Annotated in this window: 19 protein-coding genes; 17 read left to right on the top strand and 2 right to left on the bottom strand. The window is 61.2% G+C overall.

Features of this window, described 5'->3' with window-relative positions:
• The 10 genes from ACOYNB_RS06175 to lapB all read left to right on the top strand — a co-directional run.
• Positions 1-1,646, top strand: a 1,646-nt coding sequence (locus ACOYNB_RS06175) for a DNA gyrase C-terminal beta-propeller domain-containing protein (protein WP_422838249.1), incomplete at its 5' end; no start/stop codon positions are given.
• 43 nt (positions 1,647-1,689) lie between these two features.
• The gene (locus ACOYNB_RS06170) at positions 1,690-2,295 is read left to right on the top strand and encodes a hypothetical protein (protein ID WP_422838248.1); all 606 of its coding nucleotides are present in this window, start codon (positions 1,690-1,692) and stop codon (positions 2,293-2,295) included.
• A 26-nt stretch (positions 2,296-2,321) separates the two neighbouring features.
• Entirely contained in the window at positions 2,322-3,428 is a 1,107-nt protein-coding gene (gene serC / locus ACOYNB_RS06165) for a 3-phosphoserine/phosphohydroxythreonine transaminase (RefSeq protein WP_422838247.1), read from the top strand.
• A complete protein-coding gene (pheA, locus tag ACOYNB_RS06160; RefSeq protein ID WP_422838246.1) occupies positions 3,421-4,545 on the top strand; it encodes a prephenate dehydratase in 1,125 nt (374 codons plus the stop codon). The genes serC and pheA overlap by 8 nt, the downstream gene beginning before the upstream one ends.
• A gap of 15 nt (positions 4,546-4,560) precedes the next feature.
• Positions 4,561-5,448, top strand: coding sequence for a prephenate dehydrogenase (locus tag ACOYNB_RS06155; RefSeq protein ID WP_420817627.1), 888 nt, complete (start codon positions 4,561-4,563; stop codon positions 5,446-5,448).
• Positions 5,449-5,501: 53 nt separating this feature from the next.
• Positions 5,502-7,547 (top strand): bifunctional 3-phosphoshikimate 1-carboxyvinyltransferase/cytidylate kinase, encoded by a 2,046-nt coding sequence (locus ACOYNB_RS06150; RefSeq protein ID WP_422838245.1) that lies wholly within the window; start codon positions 5,502-5,504, stop codon positions 7,545-7,547.
• A gap of 186 nt (positions 7,548-7,733) precedes the next feature.
• Positions 7,734-9,416: a 30S ribosomal protein S1 gene (rpsA, locus tag ACOYNB_RS06145; RefSeq protein ID WP_374258656.1), complete on the top strand. Its 1,683-nt coding sequence runs from the start codon at positions 7,734-7,736 to the stop codon at positions 9,414-9,416.
• A gap of 151 nt (positions 9,417-9,567) precedes the next feature.
• Positions 9,568-9,906 carry an integration host factor subunit beta gene (locus tag ACOYNB_RS06140; protein ID WP_422838244.1) on the top strand — a complete coding sequence of 113 codons (339 nt, stop codon included), beginning with the start codon at positions 9,568-9,570 and terminating at the stop codon, positions 9,904-9,906.
• Positions 9,907-9,910: 4 nt separating this feature from the next.
• On the top strand, positions 9,911-10,282 hold the full coding sequence (locus tag ACOYNB_RS06135; protein WP_422838243.1) for a LapA family protein: 372 nt from the start codon (positions 9,911-9,913) through the stop codon (positions 10,280-10,282).
• A gap of 14 nt (positions 10,283-10,296) precedes the next feature.
• Positions 10,297-11,454, top strand: a complete 1,158-nt coding sequence (lapB, locus tag ACOYNB_RS06130) for a lipopolysaccharide assembly protein LapB (RefSeq protein WP_422838242.1) — start codon at positions 10,297-10,299, stop codon at positions 11,452-11,454.
• On the opposite strand, the gene ACOYNB_RS06125 is transcribed toward lapB, so the two are convergent.
• Both ACOYNB_RS06125 and ACOYNB_RS06120 read right to left on the bottom strand, forming a co-directional pair.
• Positions 11,448-12,002: a copper chaperone PCu(A)C gene (locus ACOYNB_RS06125; protein ID WP_422838241.1), complete on the bottom strand. Its 555-nt coding sequence runs from the start codon at positions 12,000-12,002 to the stop codon at positions 11,448-11,450. The two genes, lapB and ACOYNB_RS06125, sit on opposite strands and share 7 nt — an antisense overlap.
• 94 nt (positions 12,003-12,096) lie before the next feature.
• Entirely contained in the window at positions 12,097-13,635 is a 1,539-nt protein-coding gene (locus ACOYNB_RS06120) for a YifB family Mg chelatase-like AAA ATPase (protein ID WP_422838240.1), read from the bottom strand.
• 302 nt (positions 13,636-13,937) lie between these two features.
• Between ACOYNB_RS06120 and glnK the strand changes: the two genes are divergently transcribed.
• From glnK to ACOYNB_RS06085, 7 genes are all read left to right on the top strand, one after another.
• A complete protein-coding gene (glnK, locus tag ACOYNB_RS06115) occupies positions 13,938-14,276 on the top strand; it encodes a P-II family nitrogen regulator (RefSeq protein WP_374258646.1) in 339 nt (112 codons plus the stop codon).
• A gap of 102 nt (positions 14,277-14,378) precedes the next feature.
• Positions 14,379-15,920, top strand: a complete 1,542-nt coding sequence (locus ACOYNB_RS06110; RefSeq protein ID WP_422838239.1) for an ammonium transporter — start codon at positions 14,379-14,381, stop codon at positions 15,918-15,920.
• Between the two features lie 159 nt (positions 15,921-16,079).
• Complete coding sequence (gene gshA / locus ACOYNB_RS06105) at positions 16,080-17,375, top strand: glutamate--cysteine ligase (RefSeq protein ID WP_422838238.1); 1,296 nt, start codon at positions 16,080-16,082, stop codon at positions 17,373-17,375.
• Positions 17,376-17,472: 97 nt separating this feature from the next.
• Positions 17,473-19,362 carry a potassium transporter Kup gene (locus ACOYNB_RS06100; RefSeq protein WP_422838237.1) on the top strand — a complete coding sequence of 630 codons (1,890 nt, stop codon included), beginning with the start codon at positions 17,473-17,475 and terminating at the stop codon, positions 19,360-19,362.
• A gap of 4 nt (positions 19,363-19,366) precedes the next feature.
• Positions 19,367-20,575 (top strand): benzoate/H(+) symporter BenE family transporter, encoded by a 1,209-nt coding sequence (locus ACOYNB_RS06095; RefSeq protein ID WP_422838236.1) that lies wholly within the window; start codon positions 19,367-19,369, stop codon positions 20,573-20,575.
• The gene (gshB, locus tag ACOYNB_RS06090; RefSeq protein WP_422838235.1) at positions 20,572-21,531 is read left to right on the top strand and encodes a glutathione synthase; all 960 of its coding nucleotides are present in this window, start codon (positions 20,572-20,574) and stop codon (positions 21,529-21,531) included. Before ACOYNB_RS06095 ends, gshB begins: the two co-directional genes overlap by 4 nt.
• 57 nt (positions 21,532-21,588) lie before the next feature.
• The gene (locus ACOYNB_RS06085) at positions 21,589-23,481 is read left to right on the top strand and encodes an ATP-binding cassette domain-containing protein (protein WP_422838234.1); all 1,893 of its coding nucleotides are present in this window, start codon (positions 21,589-21,591) and stop codon (positions 23,479-23,481) included.
• The last annotated feature ends 5 nt before the right edge of the window (positions 23,482-23,486 follow it).

Below are 23,486 nucleotides of genomic sequence, written 5' to 3'. Positions count from 1 at the left end.
CCTTCGGCATCAACATGGTGGCGCTGATCGACGGTCAGCCCAAGCTGTGCAACCTGAAGGACCTGATCACGGTCTTCCTGGAACACCGCCGTGAAGTGGTGACCCGCCGCACCGTGTACGAACTGCGCAAGGCTCGCGAGCGCGGCCATGTGCTGGAAGGCCTGGCCGTTGCGCTGGCCAACATCGACGAATTCATCGAAACCATCAAGACCAGCCCCACCCCACCGGTGGCCAAGGCTGCTCTGATGAGCAAGAGCTGGGATTCGTCGCTGGTGCGCGAAATGCTGGCCCGCGTCGATGGCGATGCCCAGCAGTACCGCCCCGAAAGCCTGGCGCCGCAATACGGCATGCAGCCCGATGGCCTGTACCGCCTGAGCGAAGAACAAGCAGGCGAAATCCTGCAGATGCGCCTGCAACGCCTGACCGGACTGGAGCAGGACAAGATCATCGGTGAATACCGTGATGTGATGACCCAGATCGCCGATCTGCTGGACATCCTGGCCAAGCCCGAGCGTGTGTCGTCCATCATTGGCGACGAACTGGCTGTGATCCGTCAGGAATTTGGTCAGACCAAGCTGGGCGCCCGCCGCTCGACCATCGAGCACAACGCGCAAGAGTTGGGCACCGAAGACCTGATCACCCCGACCGACATGGTCGTGACGATCTCGCACACGGGCTACATCAAGAGCCAGCCTTTGAGCGAATACCGCGCGCAGAAGCGCGGCGGCCGCGGCAAGCAGGCCACCGCCACGAAGGAAGACGACTGGATCGACCAGCTCTTCATCGCCAACACCCACGACTACATCCTGTGCTTCAGCAACCGAGGCCGCGTGTATTGGGTGAAGGTGTGGGAAGTGCCGCAAGGCTCGCGCAACTCGCGCGGCAAGCCCATGGTCAACATGTTCCCGCTGGAAAAGGACGAGAAGATCAACGTCGTCCTGCCCCTGACCGGCGAGTTCCGCAGCTTCCCTGAAGACCACTATGTATTCATGGCCACCGCCATGGGCACGGTCAAGAAGACGCCACTGACCGACTTCAGCAACCCCCGCAAGGCCGGCATCATCGCCGTGGGCCTGGACGAGGGGGATTACCTGATCGGCGCAGCCCTGACCGACGGCAAGCACGATGTGATGCTGTTCTCTGACGGCGGCAAGGCTGTGCGCTTCGACGAAGACGACGTGCGTCCGATGGGCCGCAGCGCCCGCGGCGTGCGCGGCATGATGCTGGAAGAAGGGCAATCGGTCATTGCCATGCTGGTGGCCGAGGACGAAAGCCAGTCTGTGCTGACCGCCACCGAAAACGGCTACGGCAAGCGCACCAGCATCGTTGAATACACCCGCCACGGTCGCGGCACCAAGGGCATGATTGCCATTCAGCAGTCTGAGCGCAACGGCAAGGTGGTCGCAGCCACCCTGGTCCGCACCGAAGACGAAATCATGCTGATCACCGACAAGGGCGTGGTGGTTCGCACCCGCGTCGCGGAGATTCGCGAGTTGGGCCGCGCCACGCAAGGCGTGACCCTGATCTCGCTGGATGAAGGCGCCAAGCTGATTGGCCTGCAACGCATTGCCGAAAACGACGCCAGCGGCAACGATGGCGAAGAAGGCGAGACCCCTGAGGCCCCAGAAGGCTCAACCGAAGCCTGAGCCATCCGGCCAGGCGCTTGACTAGCAAACGCGAGGACACACGATGACATTCAAGAAGACCGCATGGGCCGCCGTCGTTGCCATGACCCTGGCAGCCACATCCTTGTCCGCCCATGCCGACAAGAAGGAATTGGTTCAAAAGATCCTCGCCTCGCAGCAAACTGCGCTGGACGACATGGCTCGCAACGTGGCCGAACAACCTGCTCGCCAACTGGCTGGCGGTGCGCGCAGCATCATCGTGCAGGCCGTGCCCGAGGACAAACGTGAAGCGACGGCCAAACAGGTTGACGCCGAAATCCGCAAGTACCTGGATGCCGCCACGCCCATCGTGCGCGCCAGCGCAGCCAAGCTGAGCCAGTCGGCCATCAGCCCGCTGTTTGAAGAGCGCTTCTCGGAAGACGAACTCAAGCAACTGATCGGCATGCTGGAGTCGCCGATTCTGAAAAAGTACCAAGGCATGCTGCCTGAGTTGAGCAACATGTTGCTGGAGAAGGTCGTCACCGATGCCCGTCCGCAAGTAACGCCCAAGCTCCAGTCGGCTGAAGCCAACATCCGCAAGATTCTGGACACTGCAACGGGCGGCAAGCTCAGCCAAGGCAACGATGGCAAAGCCGCCCCTGCAGGCACCAAGCCCGCAGCCAAGAAGTAATTGACTCCGTTCCTGACGCCCGCCCGATGACCCGTCCATTCAATTTCTCAGCCGGCCCAGCCGCTCTGCCTGAAGAAGTCCTGCAACAGGCCGCCAGCGAAATGCTGGACTGGCACGGCTCGGGCATGGGTGTCATGGAAATGAGCCACCGCGGCAAGGAGTTCATCTCCATTGCCCAGCAAGCCGAAGCTGACTTGCGCGACATCCTGGCGGTTCCCGCCAACTACAAGATCCTGTTCATGCAGGGCGGGGCGATTGCGCAAAACGCCATCGTGCCCATGAACCTGTCGCGCGGCAAACGCGCTGACTATGTGATCACGGGCTCGTGGTCGCAAAAATCAGCCAAAGAAGCGCACAAGTACTGTGAAGTGCACATCTCGGCCAACAATACCGAGACACACCACACCACCCTGCCCGACGTTGGCTCGTGGAAGATCAGTGACAACGCGTCCTACGTGCACGTGTGCAGCAACGAGACCATCCACGGTGTCGAGATGCACGAACTGCCCGATCTGGCTGCCCTAGGCTCCAACGCCCCGCTGGTGATCGACGTGTCGTCGCACATTGTCTCGCGCACCATTGACTGGTCGCGCGTGGGGCTGGCGTATGCCGGCGCTCAGAAGAACATCGGCCCAGCCGGTTTGACCTTGGTCATCGTGCGTGAAGACTTGCTCGGCCATGCTCTGCCGATCACACCGTCCGCCTTCGACTACAAGATCGTGGCCGACAACGACTCCATGTACAACACACCGCCCACCTACCCTTGGTATCTGGCGGGCCTGGTGTTCCAGTGGATCAAGCGTCAACGCGAAGGTGATCTGAGCGGTTTGGCGGCGATCGAAGCCCGTAACATCGCCAAAGCCAAGCTGTTTTACGACTACGTCGATGCTTCTGGCTTCTACGTGAACAAAGTCGCCCAGAACTGCCGTTCGCGCATGAACATTCCCTTCTTCCTGCCGTCGGATGCGCTCAATGACGCCTTCCTGGCAGGCGCCAAGGAGGCCGGCCTGCTGCAACTCAAGGGCCACAAGAGCGTGGGCGGCATGCGTGCCTCCATCTACAACGCCATGCCGATCGCCGGGGTGGAAACCCTGGTGGCCTTCATGAAGGACTTTGCACAAAGCCATGGTTGATCAGGCCCACTTTCAGCCGGACGGCCGTCCGGTCAACGAGCAACTGGCCGATTTGCGCGTCAAGATTGACTCACTGGACCAGCAGTTGCTGGACCTGCTGAATCAGCGCGCGCGCCTGGCTCAGGCCGTCGGCGAGGTCAAGAAGCTGGATGGTTCGCCTATCTTCCGTCCAGACCGTGAAGCGCAGGTCATTGATCGCGCCAAGAACCGCAATCCAGGCCCCATCCTGAATGACAGCATCGCGCCCATCTGGCGCGAGGTCATGTCCGCATGCCGCGCACTGGAGGCACGTCAGCGGGTGGCATTCCTGGGGCCGGTGGGCACCTTCACCGAGCAGGCCATGCTCAACTACTTCGGGTCGTCCATCGAGCCGGTGGCGTGCGTGAACATCGACGAGATATTCCGCGCCACCGCGTCGGGCTCAGCCGATTACGGCGTCATCCCCATCGAAAATTCGACCGAAGGCGTGGTGGGCCGCTCTCTGGACATGCTCCTGCAGTCCCGCCTGACCATCATTGGTGAAACCAACCTGATGATCACGCACAACCTGCTCCGCAAGGAACCGGGTCGTGATGGCATCAAAGTAGTCTGCGCCCACCCACAGGCACTGGCCCAGTGCCAGAACTGGCTGAACACGCACCTGCCGGGTGTGGAACGTCGCGCCGTGTCCAGCAACGCCGAAGGTGCGCGTCTGGCCAGCGAAGACCCCAGCATCGCCGGCATCGCCAGCGAACGTGCGGCCTCGCAGTTTGGCGTGCACGTGGTCGATCGCGGCATTCAGGACGAGGTGCACAACCGCACCCGCTTTGTCATCATCACCAACGTGGACCAGCACTCGCCGGCTGCCCCCACGGGACATGACTGCACCAGTCTGGCCCTGTCCGTGGCCAATCGTCCTGGCGCCGTGCACGACATGCTGGTGCCTCTCAAGCGCCACGGCGTGTCCATGACCCGATTCGAATCCCGCCCGGCGAAGTCTGGTCAGTGGGAGTATGTGTTCTTCATTGACCTGGCCGGCCACCCCGACCAGGACAACGTTGCTGCCGCCATCGCTGAATTGCGCGCGCAATGTTCCTTCTTCAAGGTGCTCGGCAGCTATCCGCTGGACGTGCACTGATCACGAGGTCTCATCATGTTCAATCAACTCGGCCTGATTGGCTGTGGCCTGATGGGCGGCTCCTTCGCCCTGGCTTTGAAAAAGGCCGGCCTCGTCAAGCGAGTGGTGGGCTACAGCAAGTCGCCGTCCACCGTTGAAAAGGCTCGCCGCCTGGGTGTGATTGATGTGATGGCCGAATCCGCACTGCTGGCGGTATCGGGCTCGGACATCGTGCTGATCGCCGTGCCCGTGGCCGCGAGTGAAGGCACATTCAAGTCCATTCGCCATCTGGTCAACCCGGGCGTCCTCTTCATGGATGTGGGCTCAACCAAGCGCGATGTCGTCGACGCGGCACGCCGCGTGCTGAAGGAGCGTTTGCCCTCCTTCGTGCCGGCCCACCCGATTGCTGGTCGCGAAGTGGCAGGCATTGAGCATGCAGACGCCACGCTGTACCAAGGCCGCAAGGTCATCCTGACGCCCCTGCAGCAGACCGACCCCGTGCTGGTTCAAAAGGCCACGGATGCCTGGGCCGCCGTAGGGTGCCAGGTGCTGAAGATGACCCCCGAGCATCACGACGCCGCGTTTGCGGCTGTGAGCCACCTGCCCCACCTGCTGGCCTTTGCATACATGAACGCCATGGGCGAACAACCCGCAGGTCAGGAATACCTGTCTTTGGCCGGCCCCGGCTTCCGGGACTTCACCCGCATTGCCGCCAGCGATCCGACCATTTGGCGCGACATCTTGTTGTCGAACCGCGAAGAGATCCTCAAGCAATCGGAGACCTTCCGCAATGCTTTGCTGGAAATGGAGCAACTGATGCGAGACTGGAATGGCCCTGCCCTTCAGCAGCATATCCAGTCAGCCTCGACGGCGCGCAGCCAATGGCAATTGGGCGCACCCAAGCCCTCTTCCTCCCGTTTCTGATTTGATGCACCATGCAGGCGCGCCACTAAAGCCTGCATGACGACGGTTTTCGCATGTACACCACAGCTTTCCTCGACCTCCCCCCTCTTCTGACTGCTGGCGGCACGGTTCGCCTGCCCGGATCAAAGAGCATTTCCAACCGCGTGCTGCTGTTGGCAGGTTTGAGCGAAGGCACCACGGTGGTCCATGACCTGCTGGCGTCCGACGACACGCATGTGATGCTCGAAGCCTTGCGCGTGCTGGGTTGTGCCATCGAGCAAGAGGGCGACACCGTCCGCATCACGGGCTTGGCTGGCCAACTGTCCGTCAAGCAAGCCGACCTGTTCTTGGGCAACGCCGGCACTGCCATGCGTCCTCTGACCGCAGCGCTGTCGCTGCTGTCGGCCACACAGGGTGGCGTCTTCACCCTGTCAGGCGTGCCGCGCATGCACGAACGCCCCATCGGCGATCTCGTCGATGCGTTGCGTCCGCTGGGCTGCACCGTCGAGTGCACGGGTCAAGAAGGCTACCCACCCCTGCGCCTGGCGGGTGGCACACTGAAACTGGATGCCCCCATCAAGGTACGGGGCGATGTGTCCAGCCAATTCCTCACGGCGCTACTGCTGGCCTTGCCATTGGTCTCGCAAAACCAGGCACTGACCATTGAAGTGGTCGGCGAACTGATCTCCAAGCCCTACATTGAGATCACCCTGAACCTGCTGGCCCGCTTCGGCATTGCCGTCGAACGCCAAGGCTGGGAGCGCTTCATCATCCCCCAGGGCAGTCGCTACCAGTCTCCCGGCGAGATCCACGTGGAGGCCGATGCCTCATCGGCCTCGTACTTCATCGCCACCGGCGCCATCGCAGGCATTGACAAGCCGGTGCGCGTGGAGGGGGTGGGCGCCGCCTCCATCCAAGGCGACATCCGCTTTGTCGAAGCGGCCCAAGCCATGGGTGCACAGGTCACAGCGGGCCCCAACTGGCTCGAAATCCGCCGCGGCCAATGGCCACTGCAAGCCGTCGACATGGACTGCAACCACATCCCGGATGCGGCCATGACCCTGGCGGTGATGGCTCTGTACGCCAATGGCACCACGCGGCTGACCAACATCGCCAGCTGGCGCGTCAAAGAAACCGACCGGATTGCGGCGATGGCGACCGAATTGCGCAAGCTCGGTGCCGCTGTCGAGGAAGGGGCTGACTACATCAGCATCACCCCACCGGCCACGGGCGCTTGGCAACACGCCAGCATCCACACCTACGACGATCACCGCATGGCCATGTGTTTCTCGCTCGCGGCCTTCAACCCGCTGGCACCCACCGCCATCGCAGACAAGCCCATCTCGGTACGCATCGACGACCCGCGCTGTGTCGGCAAGACCTTCCCGGACTACTTCGAAACCCTGTTCCAGGTGGTGCAAACCAACCCGGATCTGATCCCTGTCATCGCCGTGGACGGCCCGACGGCTTCCGGCAAGGGCACCCTGGCCAGCGCACTGGCCACCCGTTTGGGCTACCAGTTCCTGGATTCCGGATCGCTGTACCGCATCACCGGCCTGCTGGCCACTGAACGCGACATCAGTCTGGATGACGCCGAAGGCCTGGAAGCCCTGGCGCGCGAACTGGGTGCCACCATCCCTTTGCGCTTCGAGCACGAACACATCTGGCTGAATGACCGTGATGTGGGTGAGGCCATCCGCCAGGAACAGATCGGCCAAGCCGCATCCAAACTGTCAGCTTATCCCGGCGTCCGCCAAGCACTGCTGGAATTGCAGAAGGCGTTCCGAGGCTTGCCCGGCCTGGTGGCAGACGGTCGAGACATGGGCACCGTGGTGTTCCCGGACGCGGCCCTGAAGGTCTTTTTGACGGCAACGGTGGCCGAGCGCGCCGAGCGCCGCTATAACCAATTGATCCAAAAAGGGATTTCTGCTAACCTTGACGGGATTTGCGCAGATTTGGAGGCGCGCGACCTGCGGGATCGAACCCGTGCGGTGGCGCCTTTGGTCCCTGCTGCAGATGCCCAAAAACTCGACAACTCTGCGCTCACCATCGAGCAATCGGTGGAAACCGTGCTGGGATGGTGGGTCGAGGGCTGGCCACACGTGATTGCCGGACACTGAGTCCGACGACGCGACAAGGCCATTTTCAAAGGCTGTGACATCCAGCCCCTGCTGCCAGGCCGGGGCGTGAGCAATCAGCGTTGCCCGCAAGGGCAGCACGGGCGTCATGTTCTTCAACCCAACCCGTTCTGGTCGTTCCTGTCGACCTGAGCGTTACCGCTGGTTCACGCCAGCACAGGAAATTCCATGTCTGAATCTTTTGCCGCCCTTTTTGAAGAGTCGCTGCAACGTGCCAACATGCGCACGGGCGAAGTCATCACCGCTGAGGTGGTGGCCGTCGAACACAACTTCGTGGTTGTGAACGCAGGTCTGAAGTCTGAAGCCTACGTGCCTATCGACGAGTTCCGCAACGACCAGGGCGAAATCGAAGTCCAAGTGGGCGACTTCGTGTCCGTGGCGGTTGACGCCATCGAAAACGGCTACGGCGACACCATCCTGTCGCGCGACAAGGCCAAGCGTCTGGCTTCGTGGCTGTCTCTGGAAACCGCTCTGGAGTCTGGCGACTTCGTGACCGGTACCGTCAATGGCAAGGTCAAGGGCGGCCTGACCGTTCTGGTCAACGGCATCCGTGCCTTCCTGCCCGGTTCGCTGCTCGATACGCGCCCTGTCAAGGACATGTCGCCGTTCGAAGGCAAGACCATGGAATTCAAGGTCATCAAGCTGGACCGCAAGCGCAACAACGTTGTGCTGTCGCGTCGCGCTGTGGTGGAAGCATCCATGGGTGAAGAGCGCGCTAAGCTGATGGAAACGCTGCGCGAAGGCGCCATCGTCCAAGGCGTGGTCAAGAACATCACCGAATACGGTGCGTTCGTGGACCTGGGCGGCATCGACGGCCTGCTGCACATCACCGACATGGCATGGCGCCGTGTCCGTCACCCTTCCGAAGTGGTGACCGTTGGCCAAGAGCTGACCGCCAAGGTCCTGAAGTTCGACGCCGAGAAGAACCGCGTCTCGCTGGGTCTGAAGCAAATGGGCGACGATCCATGGGTTGGCGTTGCTCGCCGTTACCCTGCTTCCACCCGTCTGTTCGGCAAGGTCACCAACATTGCTGACTACGGTGCTTTCGTTGAGATCGAACCCGGCATCGAAGGCCTGGTGCACGTCTCCGAAATGGACTGGACCAACAAGAACATCGCTCCCAACAAGATCGTCAACCTCGGCGACGAAGTGGAAGTCATGGTTCTGGAAATCGACGAAGACAAGCGTCGCATCTCCCTGGGCATGAAGCAGTGCAAGCCGAACCCATGGGACGACTTCGCTCAGAACTTCAACCGCGGTGACAAGGTCAAGGGTCCCGTCAAGTCGATCACCGACTTCGGCGTGTTCGTGGGTCTGGCCGCCGGCATCGACGGTCTGGTTCACCTGTCCGACCTGTCTTGGAACGAGCCTGGCGAAGCTGCCGTGCGCAACTACAAGAAGGGCCAGGAAGTCGAAGCCGTCGTGCTGGCCATCGACGTCGAGCGCGAGCGCATCTCCCTGGGCATCAAGCAACTGGACTCCGACCCCTTCACCAACTTCACGACCCTGAACGACCGTGGCGCTACCGTCACCGGCACCGTGAAGACCGTGGATGCCAAGGGCGCTGAAATCCAGCTGGGTGATGACATCGTCGGTTACCTGCGCGCTTCCGAAATCAGCCGCGACCGCGTTGAAGACGCTCGCAACGTGCTGAAGGACGGCGACGAAGTCACCGCCATCATCATCAACATCGACCGCAAGACCCGCAACATCCAGCTGTCGATCAAGGCCAAGGACAACGCCGAGCAACAAGAAGCTCTGCAACGTCTGAGCGCTGACACCAAGGAAGGCTCCGGCACCACCAGCCTGGGCGCCCTGCTGAAGGCCAAGCTGGATCAAAACAACGGCTAATCCCGTCGATCCGGTTCAACTCAACCCTGCAGGCTCCGGCCTGTGGGGGTTGTGATGAGCGTGGCACGAGCCCCAGGTTCTGGCGAAATCCAGCTCTTGGGGCTTTTTGCTGATGCTGACCACAACCTCCGATTTTTTCTGCGGCCCCCACATGACACGATCCGACCTGGTTACCCGCCTGGCTGAGCGCTTCGGTCAGCTCACGCAACGCGACGCCGAGTTCGCGGTCAAGACCATTCTGGACACCATGTCAGAAGCCTTGGCCAAGGGCCATCGCATCGAAATCCGTGGATTTGGCAGCTTTTCGATCAACCGTCGCCCGCCCCGCATGGGCCGCAACCCGCGGTCTGGCGAACAGGTTCTGATCCCGGAAAAGCTGGTGCCGCACTTCAAACCCGGCAAGGCCCTGCGCGAAGGGGTCGACAAGGTGGATACTGTCACCCATGCCGAAACCTCGGCAGATCATTCGGACCAGCCTCAAAAGGATTGATCAGATGCGTGCCCTGAACTGGTTGTGGCGAGCCCTGCTGTTTTTCATCCTGTTTGCCTTTGCACTCAACAACCAGCACACGGTCGAACTCAAGTGGTTTCTGGGCTACCGCTGGCAGGCACCCATGGTGTTCATCGTGTTGGCGGTGTTCGCACTGGGTTGCGCGGTCGGTGTGACCGCCATGGTGCCCAGTTGGTGGCGTCACCGCCGCGATGCCCGTCATCGCCAAAAGTTGATGCCAGAAACCTCCGGGGTGGTCACGGCAGAAGCCCCCACATCCCCCGCCAAAGAGTCAGGTGCGAGCGCCCCTGTGTCGCTGCCACCTGAGCTGCCATTTCCGCCGGACATGCCTGCGCCACGCAAGCCTGCCAAGTAAGGCACCCACACCCCATGGAATTTGATTTTTACTGGTTGCTGCTGGCCCTGCCGGTGGCCTTCTTGCTGGGCTGGATTGCCTCTCGCCTGGACCTGCGCCAACTCAAACGTGAAGATCAGGCCTCGCCGCAAGCGTACTTCAAGGGCCTGAACCTGCTGCTCAACGAACAGCAAGACAAGGCCATCGACGCGTTCATCGAAGCCGTTCAGCACGACCCCGACACCTCTGATCTGCACTTCGCCTTGGGCAACCTGTTCCGGCGTCGTGGAGAATACGAACGGGCCATCCGCGTGCACCAGCATCTGCTGGCCCGCGCCGACCTCAAGCGGGAAGAGCGTGAACGTGCCCAGCACGCACTGGCGCAAGACTTCATGAAGGCTGGTTTGTTTGACCGAGCCGAGGAAGCCTTCAAGGCTCTGGAAGGCACCGCCTTCTCGACCGACGCTCGTCTGGCTTTGTTGTCTTTGTACGAGCGCTCACGCAACTGGCACCCAGCCATTGAGGTTGCGCGTCAACTGGAGGCTGCAGGCACAGGCTCCTTCACGCAGCGTACGGCGCATCTTTGGTGCGAAGTCGCACATGAGGCCGACGCACGCGGCCGCAGTGAAGACGCAGAACTTGCCTTGCAGCGTGCACGTGAATCTGCGCCCCAAGCGGCTCGCCCACTGGTGATGCAGGGGCAACGCTTGGTACGGCAGGGGCGGCATGCAGAAGCCCTCAAGATTTGGGATGACCTGATGGTCATGCAACCTCAAGCGTTTTCGCTGATCGCCTCAGATTACGCCCGCTCTGCACAGGCCTGCGGCGAAGCGGGCAACGCATTGGCCAAGTTACAGAACCTTTATCTGCAGGTCCCTTCGGTGGACATCCTGACCGCGCTCAACAGTTTGCAGCCAGACGCTGACGCGCGTCGCCAAGCGCTGATGAGTCACATCAGCCAAGCGCCTTCACTCTCGGCTGCGCAAGGCCTGATTCGCGAACGCCTGGCCACCCACGTCCCACTGGAGGAGGCTGAAATCGAGCGACTCCAGCAAGCGTTGGCCACGGCAGCCAAGCCACTGCAGCGCTATCGCTGCGCAGCCTGTGGTTTCGAAAGCCAACACTACTTCTGGCAGTGTCCAGGCTGCCAAGGGTGGGACACCTACCCACCCCGCCGACTGGAAGATCAGTGATGCATGCCGTGGTGGTGCCCGCCCATGGCATCACCCTTCATGGCCGGCATGGCCATGGGCATCACTTTGACTGGCACCTTGATGTCCTGAGTGACCAGCTTGCCTTCAGCCGTTTTCAACTTCAGTGTGAGCAACACCTCACTGCCCTCTTGCAACGGCTGCTTGAGCTCGGTCAGCATCAGGTGTTGTGCGCCCGGGCGCAGTGAAACGGTTTGACCTGCGGGCAGCGAGAGGGTGTCTACCGCGTGCATGCGCATGACGGAACCATCCATCACCATTTCGTGCAACTCAGGCACCCCCGGCGTCGCCATGGCAAAACCCACCAAAGTCAGATTTTGTGTGGCGGTCAGGTTCATGAAGCCACCGGTTGCCGTTTGGCCTTTGACCATCGGGCGTACCCAAGCCTGATCCACTTTGACCAGAGGCGATTCAACCGCCACTTTGGCCACGGCTTTCTGATCTGCGGCAGATGCGACATCAGCCGCCACAACCAGCGCCAGCCCAGACAGCAAGGACGCACAGGCCTGACGAATCATCATTTTGCTCATACATTCTCCACAAACATCACCGCATGAAGTGCGGCACGATCAATCTCATGGACTAGTCTAGTCTTGTTCGCGACGCGGCCAGACCTGAGCCACATCAATGGATCTGCAATACACGTCGGTATTGAATGGCTTCCGCCATGTGCGTCACATCAATGGCAGGGGCACCTGCCAGATCGGCGATGGTTCGCGCCAGTTTCAGAACACGGTAGTAGGCCCGTCCTGACCACCCCAGGCGACTGCAAGCCCCTTGTAAAAATTGCTTGGCACTCGGACTGACTTCGACACATGACTCCAGCGCTTGGCCTTGCAGGGCCGCGTTGAGTTGCCCCTGTCTTTCACGCTGCAATGCCCGCGCCGCCGCGACACGGCGAGCCACCACCTCAGAGCTTTCGCCGTCCGGCGCTTGCGCCAGCACCTCCGCAGGCACCATCGGCACATCCACCTGCACGTCAATGCGATCCAGCAGAGGTCCACTGAGACGCCCTTGATAGCGCGCGACTTGGTCGGGCGTGCAGCGACAAGCCTTCAATGGATTGCCAAAATGTCCGCACGGGCATGGGTTCATGGCAGCCAGCAACTGAAAGCGTGCCGGAAACTCATGGCGTCGCGCCGCCCGAGAAATGCAGATGTGTCCGGTCTCCAATGGCTCCCGCAGCGCTTCCAATGCAGCACGAGGGAACTCGGGCAACTCGTCCAGGAAGAGAACACCGTGGTGAGCCAGAGAGATCTCACCGGGACGCGGAGGAGAGCCGCCTCCCGCCAAGGCGACAGGCGAGGCGGTGTGATGCGGCGCAGAAAACCGTCGCTCGCCCCACCTCTGCGCGTCAAACTGCCCAGCAAGACTCAATACCGCCGCCGATTCCAGCGACTCGTCGTCCGTCAGCGATGGCAGCAAACCGGCAAACCGGTGGGCCAACATGGACTTGCCAGACCCGGGAGGACCCACCATGAGCATCGAGTGGCCACCCGCTGCCGCAATCTCCAACGCACGCTTAGCTGCGGTCTGTCCCTTCACCTCCATGAGGTCTTCGCAATGGATCTGCCGGGATGGCCGAGACTCAGGGCGCACACAGATCAGACCCGAAAAATTCGACAACGCCGCCTCAGGGCGCAGATGGTTGACCACGTCCATCAAATGAGTCGCCCCGTAGATGCTCACGCCATCGACCAATGCAGCCTCTTGTGCACTGGTGCCGGGCAGAATCAACGCGCGAGCAGTATGGGGCCCATCAGATGCACGACGCAGGGCCAACGCCATGGGCAGGGCACCGCGAACCGCGCGCAACTCGCCACCCAACGACAACTCACCAGCACACTCATACCGAGCCAGCTTTTCTGCGTCCACCTGCCCCATGGCAGCCAAAATACCCAACGCAATAGGCAGATCGAAGCGACCAGACTCTTTGGGCAGATCTGCCGGCGCCAGGTTCACCGTGATGCGCTTGTTCAGCGGGAACTCTAGTCCGTTGGAGCTCATGGCGGCGCGCACACGCTCTCGCGCTTCCTTCACCTCCGTGTCCGCCAATCCAACCAAGGTAAACGCCGGCAATCCATTGGCAAGATGCACCTCCACGGTGACTTCGGGGGCTCGCAAGCCGTCGAGTGAGCGGCTGTGAACAATGGCAAGCGTCATAAAAACAAGGCAGCAAGCGGCAAAGCGCCGGATTCTGCCGATCAACCACCATCTCCGCGCCCCCCTCTTGGGCGCCCTCATCACAAATGCCACGTGTTGCACGCACAACAATGGTGCACTAAAGTGGTGCAACGAGAAGGGATTGCTGGCTTGCACTCAATGCGTGCACCCGGACGCACAGCACGCCAAATCAGTGCACCACCCTCTTATCCACCACAACGGTCAGCATTTCTCGACCTTGGCACGCTTCCTGCAGTATTGGAAACGTCTATTCATTTTGCCAACTCACCGGAGAATCAACCATGAAAATGGTGACCGCCATCGTCAAGCCCTTCAAGCTTGATGAAGTCCGAGAGGCTCTGTCCGCCATTGGCGTTCAGGGCATCACTGTGACCGAAGTCAAGGGCTTCGGCCGCCAGAAGGGCCATACCGAGCTGTACCGTGGCGCGGAATACGTGGTCGACTTCCTGCCCAAGGTCAAGATCGAAGCTGCCGTGGATGAAGCCATCCTCGACCGCGTGATCGAAGCCATCGAGACGTCGGCTCGCACCGGCAAGATCGGTGACGGCAAGATCTTCGTGACCCCACTGGAGCAAGTCATCCGCATCCGTACCGGCGAAACCGACAAGGATGCGCTCTGATCCACCATTGATCAGAGCCTTCTGCTCACTGACTTTTTGTGGCCCACACCAGAAAGGTGTGCGTGCTGTAACCACCTTTCTGTACTTTCCAAGAGGCAATTCATGAGAAAGCTCATTGCGTCCATCGCGCTGGGTCTCGCGGCCTTCGGTGTGTTCGGCGTCTCCTACGCTCAAGACACCGCGGCCTCGGCCCCTGTTGCGGCATCGGCTGTGGCTGATGCTCCTGCATCGGCAGCTGACGCTGCACCTGCTGCTGCCCCCGCTGCGTCCGAAGCTGCATCCGATGCAGCGGCCGCCGCACCTGCGCCCGTCCCCAACAAGGGTGACACCACCTGGATGATGGTCTCCACGCTGCTGGTGATCCTGATGACTGTGCCCGGTCTCGCCCTGTTCTACGGCGGTCTGGTCCGCAGCAAGAACATGCTGTCCGTGCTGATGCAAGTGATGGTCACGTTCTCGCTGATCGTCGTGCTGTGGTTCGTGTACGGCTACAGCCTGGCTTTCACCGAAGGCAACGCCTACATCGGTGGCTTGGATCGCCTCTTCATGAAGGGCATCTGGGATAACGCTGCTGGCACCTTCTCGTTGGCCGCGACCTTCAGCAAGGGCACGCCGATGTATGAGATCGTGTTCGCTGCATTCCAGGCAACCTTCGCCGGCATCACCTGCGCACTGATCGTGGGTGCCTTCGCCGAGCGCATGAAGTTCTCTGCCGTGCTGATGTTCATGGTGCTGTGGTTCACCTTCTCCTACGCTCCGATCGCTCACATGGTCTGGTTCTGGATGGGTCCTGACGCCTACACCGGCAAGGAAGTGGTTGACGCCATGAACGCCAAGGCTGGTCTGATCTGGCAATGGGGCGCTCTGGACTTCGCCGGCGGTACCGTTGTGCACATCAACGCCGCTGTGGCCGGTCTGGTCGGTGCCTACATGGTTGGCAAGCGCATTGGCTTCGGCAAGGAAGCATTTACGCCGCACTCCCTGACTCTGACCATGGTTGGCGCTTCGCTGCTGTGGGTGGGTTGGTTCGGTTTCAACGCCGGCTCCGCTCTGGAAGCCAACGGCTTCGCTGCTCTGGCCTTCATCAACACCTTCATCGCCACGGCTGCTGCCGTCCTCGGCTGGTGCCTGGGTGAATCCCTGCTGAAGGGCAAGGCCTCGATGCTGGGCGCTGCTTCCGGTGCTGTCGCTGGTCTGGTTGCCATCACCCCTGCTGCCGGTAACGTCGGTCTGGGTGGTGCCGTGATCATCGGCCTGCTGGCTGGCCTGATCTGCCTGTGGGGTGTGACCGGTCTGAAGAAGCTGCTGGGTGCAGACGACTCCCTGGACGTCTTCGGTGTCCACGGCGTGGGCGGCATCTTCGGTGCCCTGACCACCGGCGTGTTCAACTCGCCCAACCTGGGTGGCCCATCGGCTGTCGGTGACTGGGTGACTGCTTCGGTGATCCCCGCGGCTGACTACTCCATCGCCACGCAAGTACTGACACAAGCCAAGGCTGTGGGCGTGACCGTGATCTGGTCGGCTGTCGTGTCCCTGATCGCTTACAAGATCGTTGACATCGTGATCGGTCTGCGCGTTCCTGAAGAGGAAGAGCGCGAAGGTCTGGACATCACCTCGCACGGTGAGACTGCCTATCACAAGTAATCTGGTCTTCTCCTAGACTGTTACCTCAAAGGGGGTGATCTTCGGATCACTCCCTTTTTGATTTTTTGCATCGCTGTATTCAAAACAACTCAGCGTTGGCGCCGCGTGATGTTCCTAAAATGGGTGCCGCCCATTCCTGATAAGAAAACAAGGCACGCCATGGTTCCCCACCTGATTACTGCATTGACCGGTCCGATCAACGAACTTGAGCAGCGAATGCTGGAGTCGGTTCCCGCGATCGAGCGGTGGTTCCGACTGGAGTGGATGGAGCACACGCCCCCGTTCTACTCGTCAGTGGACTTGCGTAACGCCGGCTTCAAGCTGGCGCCCGTGGACACCAATCTTTTCCCTGGCGGGTTCAACAACCTGACGCCCGAGATGCTGCCCTTGGCGGTGCAGGCAGCGATGGCTGCGATCGAGAAGATCTGCCCGGAAGCCAAGAATCTGCTGCTGATTCCCGAAAAGCACACGCGCAACACGTTTTACCTGTCAAACGTGGCCCGGCTTGTTCAGATCTTCACGCTGGCGGGCCTGAATGTGCGCCTGGGTACGCTGGATGAGAGCATCACCAGCCCCACCGGCATTGCCCTGCCAGATGGCACCACGCTGACGCTGGAGCCGCTGGTCCGGACGCGCCGGCGCCTGGGCCTCAAGCACTTTGACCCCTGCACGATCTTGCTGAACAACGACCTGTCGGCAGGGATCCCGGAAGTGCTGCAGGGTCTGCATGAGCAATACCTGTTGCCCCCCCTGCACGCAGGTTGGGCCGTGCGCCGCAAGAGCCAGCATTTCTCGGCCTACGAAGAGGTCGCCAAGAAATTTGCCAAGTTGCTGGGCATGGACCCCTGGTTGATCAACCCCATGTACTCGGTATGCGACGAGGTGAACTTCCAGGAGGGGACGGGTTTCGATTGCCTGGAAAGCCAGGTCGATGCCATGCTCAACAAGGTTCGCCGCAAATACAAGGAATACGGCATCAATGAAAAGCCGTTTGTGGTGGTCAAGCCCGACAACGGCACCTATGGCATGGGCATCATGACCGTGCGTGATGCCAAGGAGGTCGCCGAACTCAGTCGCCGCACGCGCAACAAGATGGGCGTGATCAAAGACGGTCAAGAAGTGAACCGTGTGCTGATTCAAGAGGGTGTCGCGACTTACGAGCAGATCAATGACGCTGTGGCAGAACCCGTGGTCTACATGATTGATCGTTATGTGGTGGGCGGGTTCTATCGGGTCCATGCCGAACGCGGCGTCGACGAGAACCTGAATGCACCAGGTTCCCACTTTGTGCCGCTGGGCTTCCCGGAGCCAACGCAGTTGCCGCGCCCCGGTGTCAAACCCGGCGCCAGTGCGCCAAATCGGTTTTACATGTATGGCGTGGTCGGCAGACTGGCCATGCTGGCGGCCAGTTACGAATTGGAAGCCACCGACCCGGACGCCGAGTCTTACCCCTGAACTGCTGTCAAACGGCCGAAGTGTTGCTTGCGCAGTGCAGCAATTTCCCTAGGAAAAGGGGCAAAATGGCTGCATCGTTTGATTCACGCTCAATCCTGTGCAACACCACGACTCGCGCGCCAAGCTCTCCGGCTCACAACTGGCGGCCCTGACACTGGGGGCCATCGGCATCGTCTACGGGGACATTGGCACCAGCCCGCTGTATGCATTGAAGGAAGTGTTCGCGCACGGACACCTTCAACTCAACCCTGAAAACATCTACGGCATCCTCTCGCTGATCTTCTGGACGCTGACCATCGTCGTGTCGCTGAAGTACGTGACGCTGATCCTGCGTGCGGACAACAACGGCGAGGGTGGCTTGATTGCCATGCTGGCCCTGGCGTCCACGGCAGTGAAAGACCGGCCGGCACTGCGCAACCGCCTGCTCGCAGTCGGGATGTTTGGGACAGCGATTTTCTTTGGGGACGGGGTGATCACACCGGCTGTGTCAGTGCTGTCGGCGGTCGAGGGCATGGAAGTCGCCGCCCCGGGCCTGGAAAAGTACGTGGTGCCCATCACCCTGGTGGTGTTGACGGCGCTTTTCATGGTGCAAAAGCATGGCACCAGCGGCATTGGCAAGTTCTTTGGCCCCATCACCACCATCTGGTTTTTGGTGGTGGCGGTTTTGGGTGCGATGCACATCGTCGAGAACCCGGCCGTTCTGGCTGCCATGAACCCGCTGTATGCGCTGACGTTCATTTATCAGCATCCCGGTCTGGCCTTCATCGCCTTGGGTGCGGTCATCCTGTGCGCCACTGGCGCCGAAGCGCTGTATGCCGACATGGGCCATTTCGGCAAGCTGCCCATTCGTCTTGCCTGGTTCAGTCTGGTGCTGCCATCGCTGGTGTTGAACTACTTCGGTCAGGGGGCGATGCTGCTCGAGCACCCAGAGAACGTTGAAAACCCGTTCTTTGAAATGGCGCCGCAATGGGCGCTCTACCCCTTGGTGGGGCTGGCCACCGCTGCGACGGTAATCGCATCGCAAGCGCTGATCACTGCGGCCTTCTCGGTGACCAAGCAAATCATTCAGTTGGGTTACCTGCCGCGTTTGCGCATCCTGCACACGTCCGAGCAAGAAACCGGTCAGATCTACATTCCGTTTGTGAACTGGGCGCTGTACGCCTGCATCGTGCTGGCCGTGGCGCTGTTTGGCTCCAGCAGCAAGTTGGCCGCAGCTTACGGTATCACCGTGACGATCGACATGCTGATCACCACCGTGATGACCTTCTTCGTCATCCGCTATGCATGGAAGTTGACGCTGCCCGTGTGCGTGCTGGCCACCGGCGCCTTCTTGGTCATCGACATCATGTTCTTCAGTGCCAACGCGATCAAGATCGTGGATGGTGGCTGGTTCCCCCTGCTGGTGGGTGTCGTCATGTTCAGCCTGATGATGACCTGGCGCGACGGCCGATCGCTGCTGCATGAACGCCTGCGCTCAGACGCGATTGATCTGCACCCCTTCCTGGAAGCGGTGTTCTGCAGTCCACCCACCCGCGTCGAAGGCACCGCTGTGTTCCTGAACGCGGATGCGGGCAGCACCCCGAATGCCTTGCTGCACAACCTCAAGCACAACAAGGTGCTGCACTCTCAGAACCTGTTTGTCACCGTGCGCGCGCATGAGGTGCCTTACATCTCGGCAGACCAGCGCATCGAGATTGAAGACTTGGGCAACGATTGCTGGCAAGTGATGCTGCACTTCGGCTTCATGAACGAGTTTGACGTGCCAGAAGCACTCAAATTGGTGAAAGAGCGTGGCGTTGCCATCAATGACATGGAAACCAGTTATTTCCTGTCTCGCGACATCATCATCCCCACCATTGGCAGTGGCATGGCCCCGTGGCGTGAAAAGCTGTTTGCCGGCATGCACCGCAATGCATCGGGCATCGCTGACTTCCTGAGCCTGCCGACCAATCGAGTGGTTGAACTGGGCTCGAAAGTGGAGATTTAAGGGCATGGTTCTGTCCCTGAGGCAGATCTTCAGGGACACCAGCCTGACCTCGGTGTCGTCCGGTTTCGTGGCGACGCTGGTCGCCTTCACCAGCACGATTGCGCTGGTATTCCACGCTGCAAGGTCTCTCGGCGCATCCCCGGAACAGGTAACCTCATGGGTCTTGGTGCTGGGGCTCGGCATGGGCTTGAGCTCGATCGGACTGTCGCTGTGGACGCGTGCGCCAATTCTGATCACTTGGTCCACACCCGGTGCCGCCGTCATCGCCAGTGCGGCCAACGGGGTAAGCCTGTCTGAAGCCACTGGCGCCTTCATGGTATGCGGCGTGCTGATGTGGTTGTGCGGGGTCACCGGTTGGTTTGCCCGCGTGATGAACCGCATTCCCTACGCCTTGGCGTCCGCGCTGCTGGCGGGCATTCTGGCCAAATTCGCCTTGCTGGCGTTCGCCGAGGCTGCCCCCCACCCCTTGCTGGTCATCGGCATGATGCTGACCTACCTGTTGGGAAAACGTTGGTGGCCGCGCTACGCGGTATTGGGTGTCCTGCTGGTGGGCGCACTGCTCGCGTGGCAGCAAGGTCAACTGAATGCCGAGCAGTTGACTTGGTCTGTAGCAACACCGGTCTGGGTCACTCCCAGTTGGTCATGGTTGGCAGTGATCGGCATGGGGTTGCCATTGTTCATCGTGACAATGGCCTCGCAAGCCGTACCCGGTGTGTCGGCCATTCGGGTGTCCGGCTATGAGCCACCCGTGTCGCGACTGATGAGCTGGTCCGGGCTGGTCACGCTGATCGGTGCTCCCTTTGGTGGCTACGCCTTCAATCTGGCCGCCATCACGGCGGCCATCGTGCTCAATCCCCATGCCCACGCTGACCCCAGCAAGCGCTACACCGCAGCTGTCATGGCGGGCCTGTTCTACGTGGCCATGGGCCTGCTCGGCGGCGCGGTGGCCGGCGTCCTGGCAGCATTTCCTGGCGCCCTGATCATGAGCGTGGCCGGATTGGCACTGTTGGGCACCATTGGCAACGGACTGGCCTCGGCGCTGAAGGACGACCACCACCGCGAAGCGGCGCTTATCACGTTCCTGGTCACGCTGTCTGGCGTGACCTTGATGGGCATTGGTTCTGCATTTTGGGGCTTGGTCGCCGGCACGCTGACACTGTTCGTGGAAAACTTCAGGGTTCATCCCGCTGACGACCAGACTGACGAACCATGAAATTCCTCTTCGTTGCCGATCCGCTCGACACCTTCAAGACCCACAAAGACAGCACGTTTGCGATGATGCGCGAAGCCGCGTCGCGCGGCCATGAACTGTGGGCCTGCGAGCCGCAGGACATCGTGTGGCGACGTGGTGAGCTGGTGCAGGCCCGCAGCCGTCGCATCAGCCTGACGGGCCATGCGCACAATTGGTACGCAGAACAGGAAGTGGCCACCGTGGCGTTGGCCAGCCTGGATGGGGTGCTGATGCGCAAGGACCCACCCTTCGACCAGGAATACCTCTACACCACCCACCTGCTGACCCAGGCCGAACGTGAAGGGGCCAAGGTGTTCAATCGTGCGCAAGCCCTGCGTGAGCACCCGGAAAAGCTGGCCATCCTCGAGTTCCCGCTGCACATCGCTCCCACGCTGGTCACACGTGACATGGAGACCATCCGAGCCTTCCATGCCGAGCACCGCGACATCATCCTCAAGCCCCTGGACGGCATGGGCGGCATGGGCATTTTTCGCGTGCGGGATGACGGACTGAACCTCGGCAGCATCGCGGAGACCCTGACGAACAACGGCCAGCAAACCATCATGGTGCAGGGCTTCTTGCCAGCCATTGTGCAAGGAGACAAGCGTGTGCTGCTCATCGACGGTGAACCCGTCCCTTACGCCCTCGCGCGCATTCCCCAAGGCGGTGAGGTGCGCGGCAATCTGGCTGCCGGTGGCAAGGGGGTCGCCCAAGCCCTGAGCGACAGCGACTGGGCCATCGCCCGTCATTTGGGACCGATTCTGGCCGCGCGCGGCCTGCTGCTGGTCGGCCTGGACATCATTGGCGACCGACTCACCGAGATCAACGTCACCAGCCCGACCTGCTTCCAGGAGATCACCGACCAGACTGGCTGGAACGTGGCTCAACGCTTTGTGGATGCCCTGGAAGCCGCCATCGCGCGCCAGCAGCGACAATAAGGCCCTCTTGCACGCCAACACCTCTGGCGCGCCCACTTTTTTGCGGATCCTAGTCTCATGGCTGTTTTGACCTTGAGCGACGCCTGCCTGGCCTTTGGCCACGTCGCCCTGCTTGACCACACCGAGTTCGCACTCGAAACCGGCGAACGCGTTGGCCTGATCGGCCGCAACGGCACGGGCAAGTCTTCCCTGCTCAAGATCATGGCCGGACTGGAGAAGGCCGATGACGGTCAACTGCAGATCCAAAGCGGTGTCGAAGTGGCCTACGTGCCGCAAGAGCCCAGCTTTGCCGAGGGCGCCACGGTGTTCAGCACCGTGAGTGAAGGCCTGGCTGAAGTAAAGGCCTTGCGTGAGCGCTTCGAGGCCCATGCAGAGGGCGATGACCTCGACGCCCTGATGACTCAGATCGAAGCCCGCAATGGCTGGACCTGGGAGCAACGCGTCGACGAAACCCTGCAGCGCCTGCGACTGGACCCCAGCCTGCCCATCGCTGGCTTGTCGGGGGGCACCAAAAAGCGTGTGGCCTTGGCACGCGCGCTGGTGGCGAGCCCGGACGTCTTGTTCCTGGACGAGCCCACCAACCACCTGGATCTGGATGCCATCACGTGGCTGGAAGAGTTGCTGGTGGCGTTCAAGGGCAGCATCGTGCTGATCTCGCACGATCGCGCCTTCCTCGACAACGTCTGCACCCGCATCGTCGAGCTCGACCGCGGCATCCTGCGCAGCTACCCCGGCAACTTCAAGGCTTACGAGGATCTCAAGGCCCGCGAACTGGCCGACGAGGCCCTGGCCAACGCCCGCTTCGACAAACTGCTGGCGCAAGAGGAAGTCTGGATCCGCAAGGGCGTGGAAGCGCGACGCACCCGCTCGGTGGCGCGCGTCAAACGCCTGGAAGACCTGCGAAAGACCCGCGCCGAGCGCCGCGATGTGATGGGCCGCGCCAAGCTGGAAGTGTCACAAGGCGAGCGCGGTGGCAAGATCGTGGCCGACCTGGACAACGTCAGCAAGACGTATCAGGGCCGGGACATCGTCAAGGGCTTCAGCGGCACCATTTTGCGTGGCGACAAGGTGGGTCTGGTGGGTGCCAATGGCGCGGGCAAGACCACCTTGCTCAAGATGATTCTGGGCGAACTGGCCCCGGACTGCGGTACCGTCAAGCTCGGCGCCAACCTGCAAGTGGCGTACTTCGATCAAATGCGCGACCACCTGGACCTCGACGCCACGTTGGCCGATTTCATCAGCCCGGGCAGCGAGTGGATCGAGATCAATGGCTCGCGCAAGCACGTGATGGGTTACCTGCAGGATTTCCTGTTCTCACCTGCCCGCGCCAATTCACCGGTTCGCACCCTCAGCGGCGGCGAACGCAACCGCCTGCTGCTGGCCCGCCTGTTTGCCAAGCCCAGCAACGTGCTGGTGCTGGACGAACCCACCAATGACCTCGACATCGACACCCTCGACCTGCTGGAAGACCTGCTGGCCGAGTACCCTGGCACCGTCTTCCTGGTCAGCCACGACCGGCGCTTCCTCGACAACGTGGTCACATCGACCCTCGTGGCTGAGGGCGATGGCCTGTGGCGTGAGTACGAAGGTGGCGTGGAAGACTGGTTGATTCAGTCCAAGCGCGCGCAAGCCATGGCGGCCAGCAAATCCACGCCGACCAACAAGCCTGCGGCCAGCGCCGAACCCGTGTCCGCCAGTGCCCCAGCGCCAACCACCGCAGCCGCAACCAAGCGCAAGCTCAGCTACAAGGAGCAACGTGAGCTGGATGAACTGCCAGGCCGCATCGCGGCCCTGGAAACCGAGCAGAAAATGCTCAACGACAAACTGGCAGACCCTGACGTTTACACCAAGGAAGGCGCCAACGTCGGCCCGATGCACGAGCGCGTCAACGCCATTGACGAAGAGCTGATGGTCTTGCTCGAGCGCTGGGAAGAACTCAGCCAGCGCTGAACCCG

Source organism: Aquabacterium sp. (assembly GCF_049317225.1).
In the GTDB taxonomy this organism is placed as follows: domain Bacteria; phylum Pseudomonadota; class Gammaproteobacteria; order Burkholderiales; family Burkholderiaceae_C; genus Aquabacterium.
The sequence above is the reverse complement of the archived record's forward strand: the minus strand, read 5'-3'. Positions and strand labels throughout refer to the sequence as shown.

Coding starts and splice junctions, on each gene's coding strand:
- ACOYNB_RS06170 (WP_422838248.1), top strand. CDS start 1,690: ATGACATTCAAGAAGACCGCATGGGCCGCCGTCGTTGCCATGACCCTG.
- ACOYNB_RS06110 (WP_422838239.1), top strand. CDS start 14,379: ATGAGAAAGCTCATTGCGTCCATCGCGCTGGGTCTCGCGGCCTTCGGT.
- ACOYNB_RS06135 (WP_422838243.1), top strand. CDS start 9,911: ATGCGTGCCCTGAACTGGTTGTGGCGAGCCCTGCTGTTTTTCATCCTG.
- gshB (WP_422838235.1), top strand. CDS start 20,572: ATGAAATTCCTCTTCGTTGCCGATCCGCTCGACACCTTCAAGACCCAC.
- rpsA (WP_374258656.1), top strand. CDS start 7,734: ATGTCTGAATCTTTTGCCGCCCTTTTTGAAGAGTCGCTGCAACGTGCC.
- glnK (WP_374258646.1), top strand. CDS start 13,938: ATGAAAATGGTGACCGCCATCGTCAAGCCCTTCAAGCTTGATGAAGTC.
- ACOYNB_RS06085 (WP_422838234.1), top strand. CDS start 21,589: ATGGCTGTTTTGACCTTGAGCGACGCCTGCCTGGCCTTTGGCCACGTC.
- serC (WP_422838247.1), top strand. CDS start 2,322: ATGACCCGTCCATTCAATTTCTCAGCCGGCCCAGCCGCTCTGCCTGAA.
- pheA (WP_422838246.1), top strand. CDS start 3,421: ATGGTTGATCAGGCCCACTTTCAGCCGGACGGCCGTCCGGTCAACGAG.
- ACOYNB_RS06095 (WP_422838236.1), top strand. CDS start 19,367: ATGGTTCTGTCCCTGAGGCAGATCTTCAGGGACACCAGCCTGACCTCG.
- ACOYNB_RS06140 (WP_422838244.1), top strand. CDS start 9,568: ATGACACGATCCGACCTGGTTACCCGCCTGGCTGAGCGCTTCGGTCAG.
- ACOYNB_RS06125 (WP_422838241.1), bottom strand. CDS start 12,002: ATGAGCAAAATGATGATTCGTCAGGCCTGTGCGTCCTTGCTGTCTGGG.
- ACOYNB_RS06120 (WP_422838240.1), bottom strand. CDS start 13,635: ATGACGCTTGCCATTGTTCACAGCCGCTCACTCGACGGCTTGCGAGCC.
- gshA (WP_422838238.1), top strand. CDS start 16,080: ATGGTTCCCCACCTGATTACTGCATTGACCGGTCCGATCAACGAACTT.
- lapB (WP_422838242.1), top strand. CDS start 10,297: ATGGAATTTGATTTTTACTGGTTGCTGCTGGCCCTGCCGGTGGCCTTC.
- ACOYNB_RS06155 (WP_420817627.1), top strand. CDS start 4,561: ATGTTCAATCAACTCGGCCTGATTGGCTGTGGCCTGATGGGCGGCTCC.
- ACOYNB_RS06150 (WP_422838245.1), top strand. CDS start 5,502: ATGTACACCACAGCTTTCCTCGACCTCCCCCCTCTTCTGACTGCTGGC.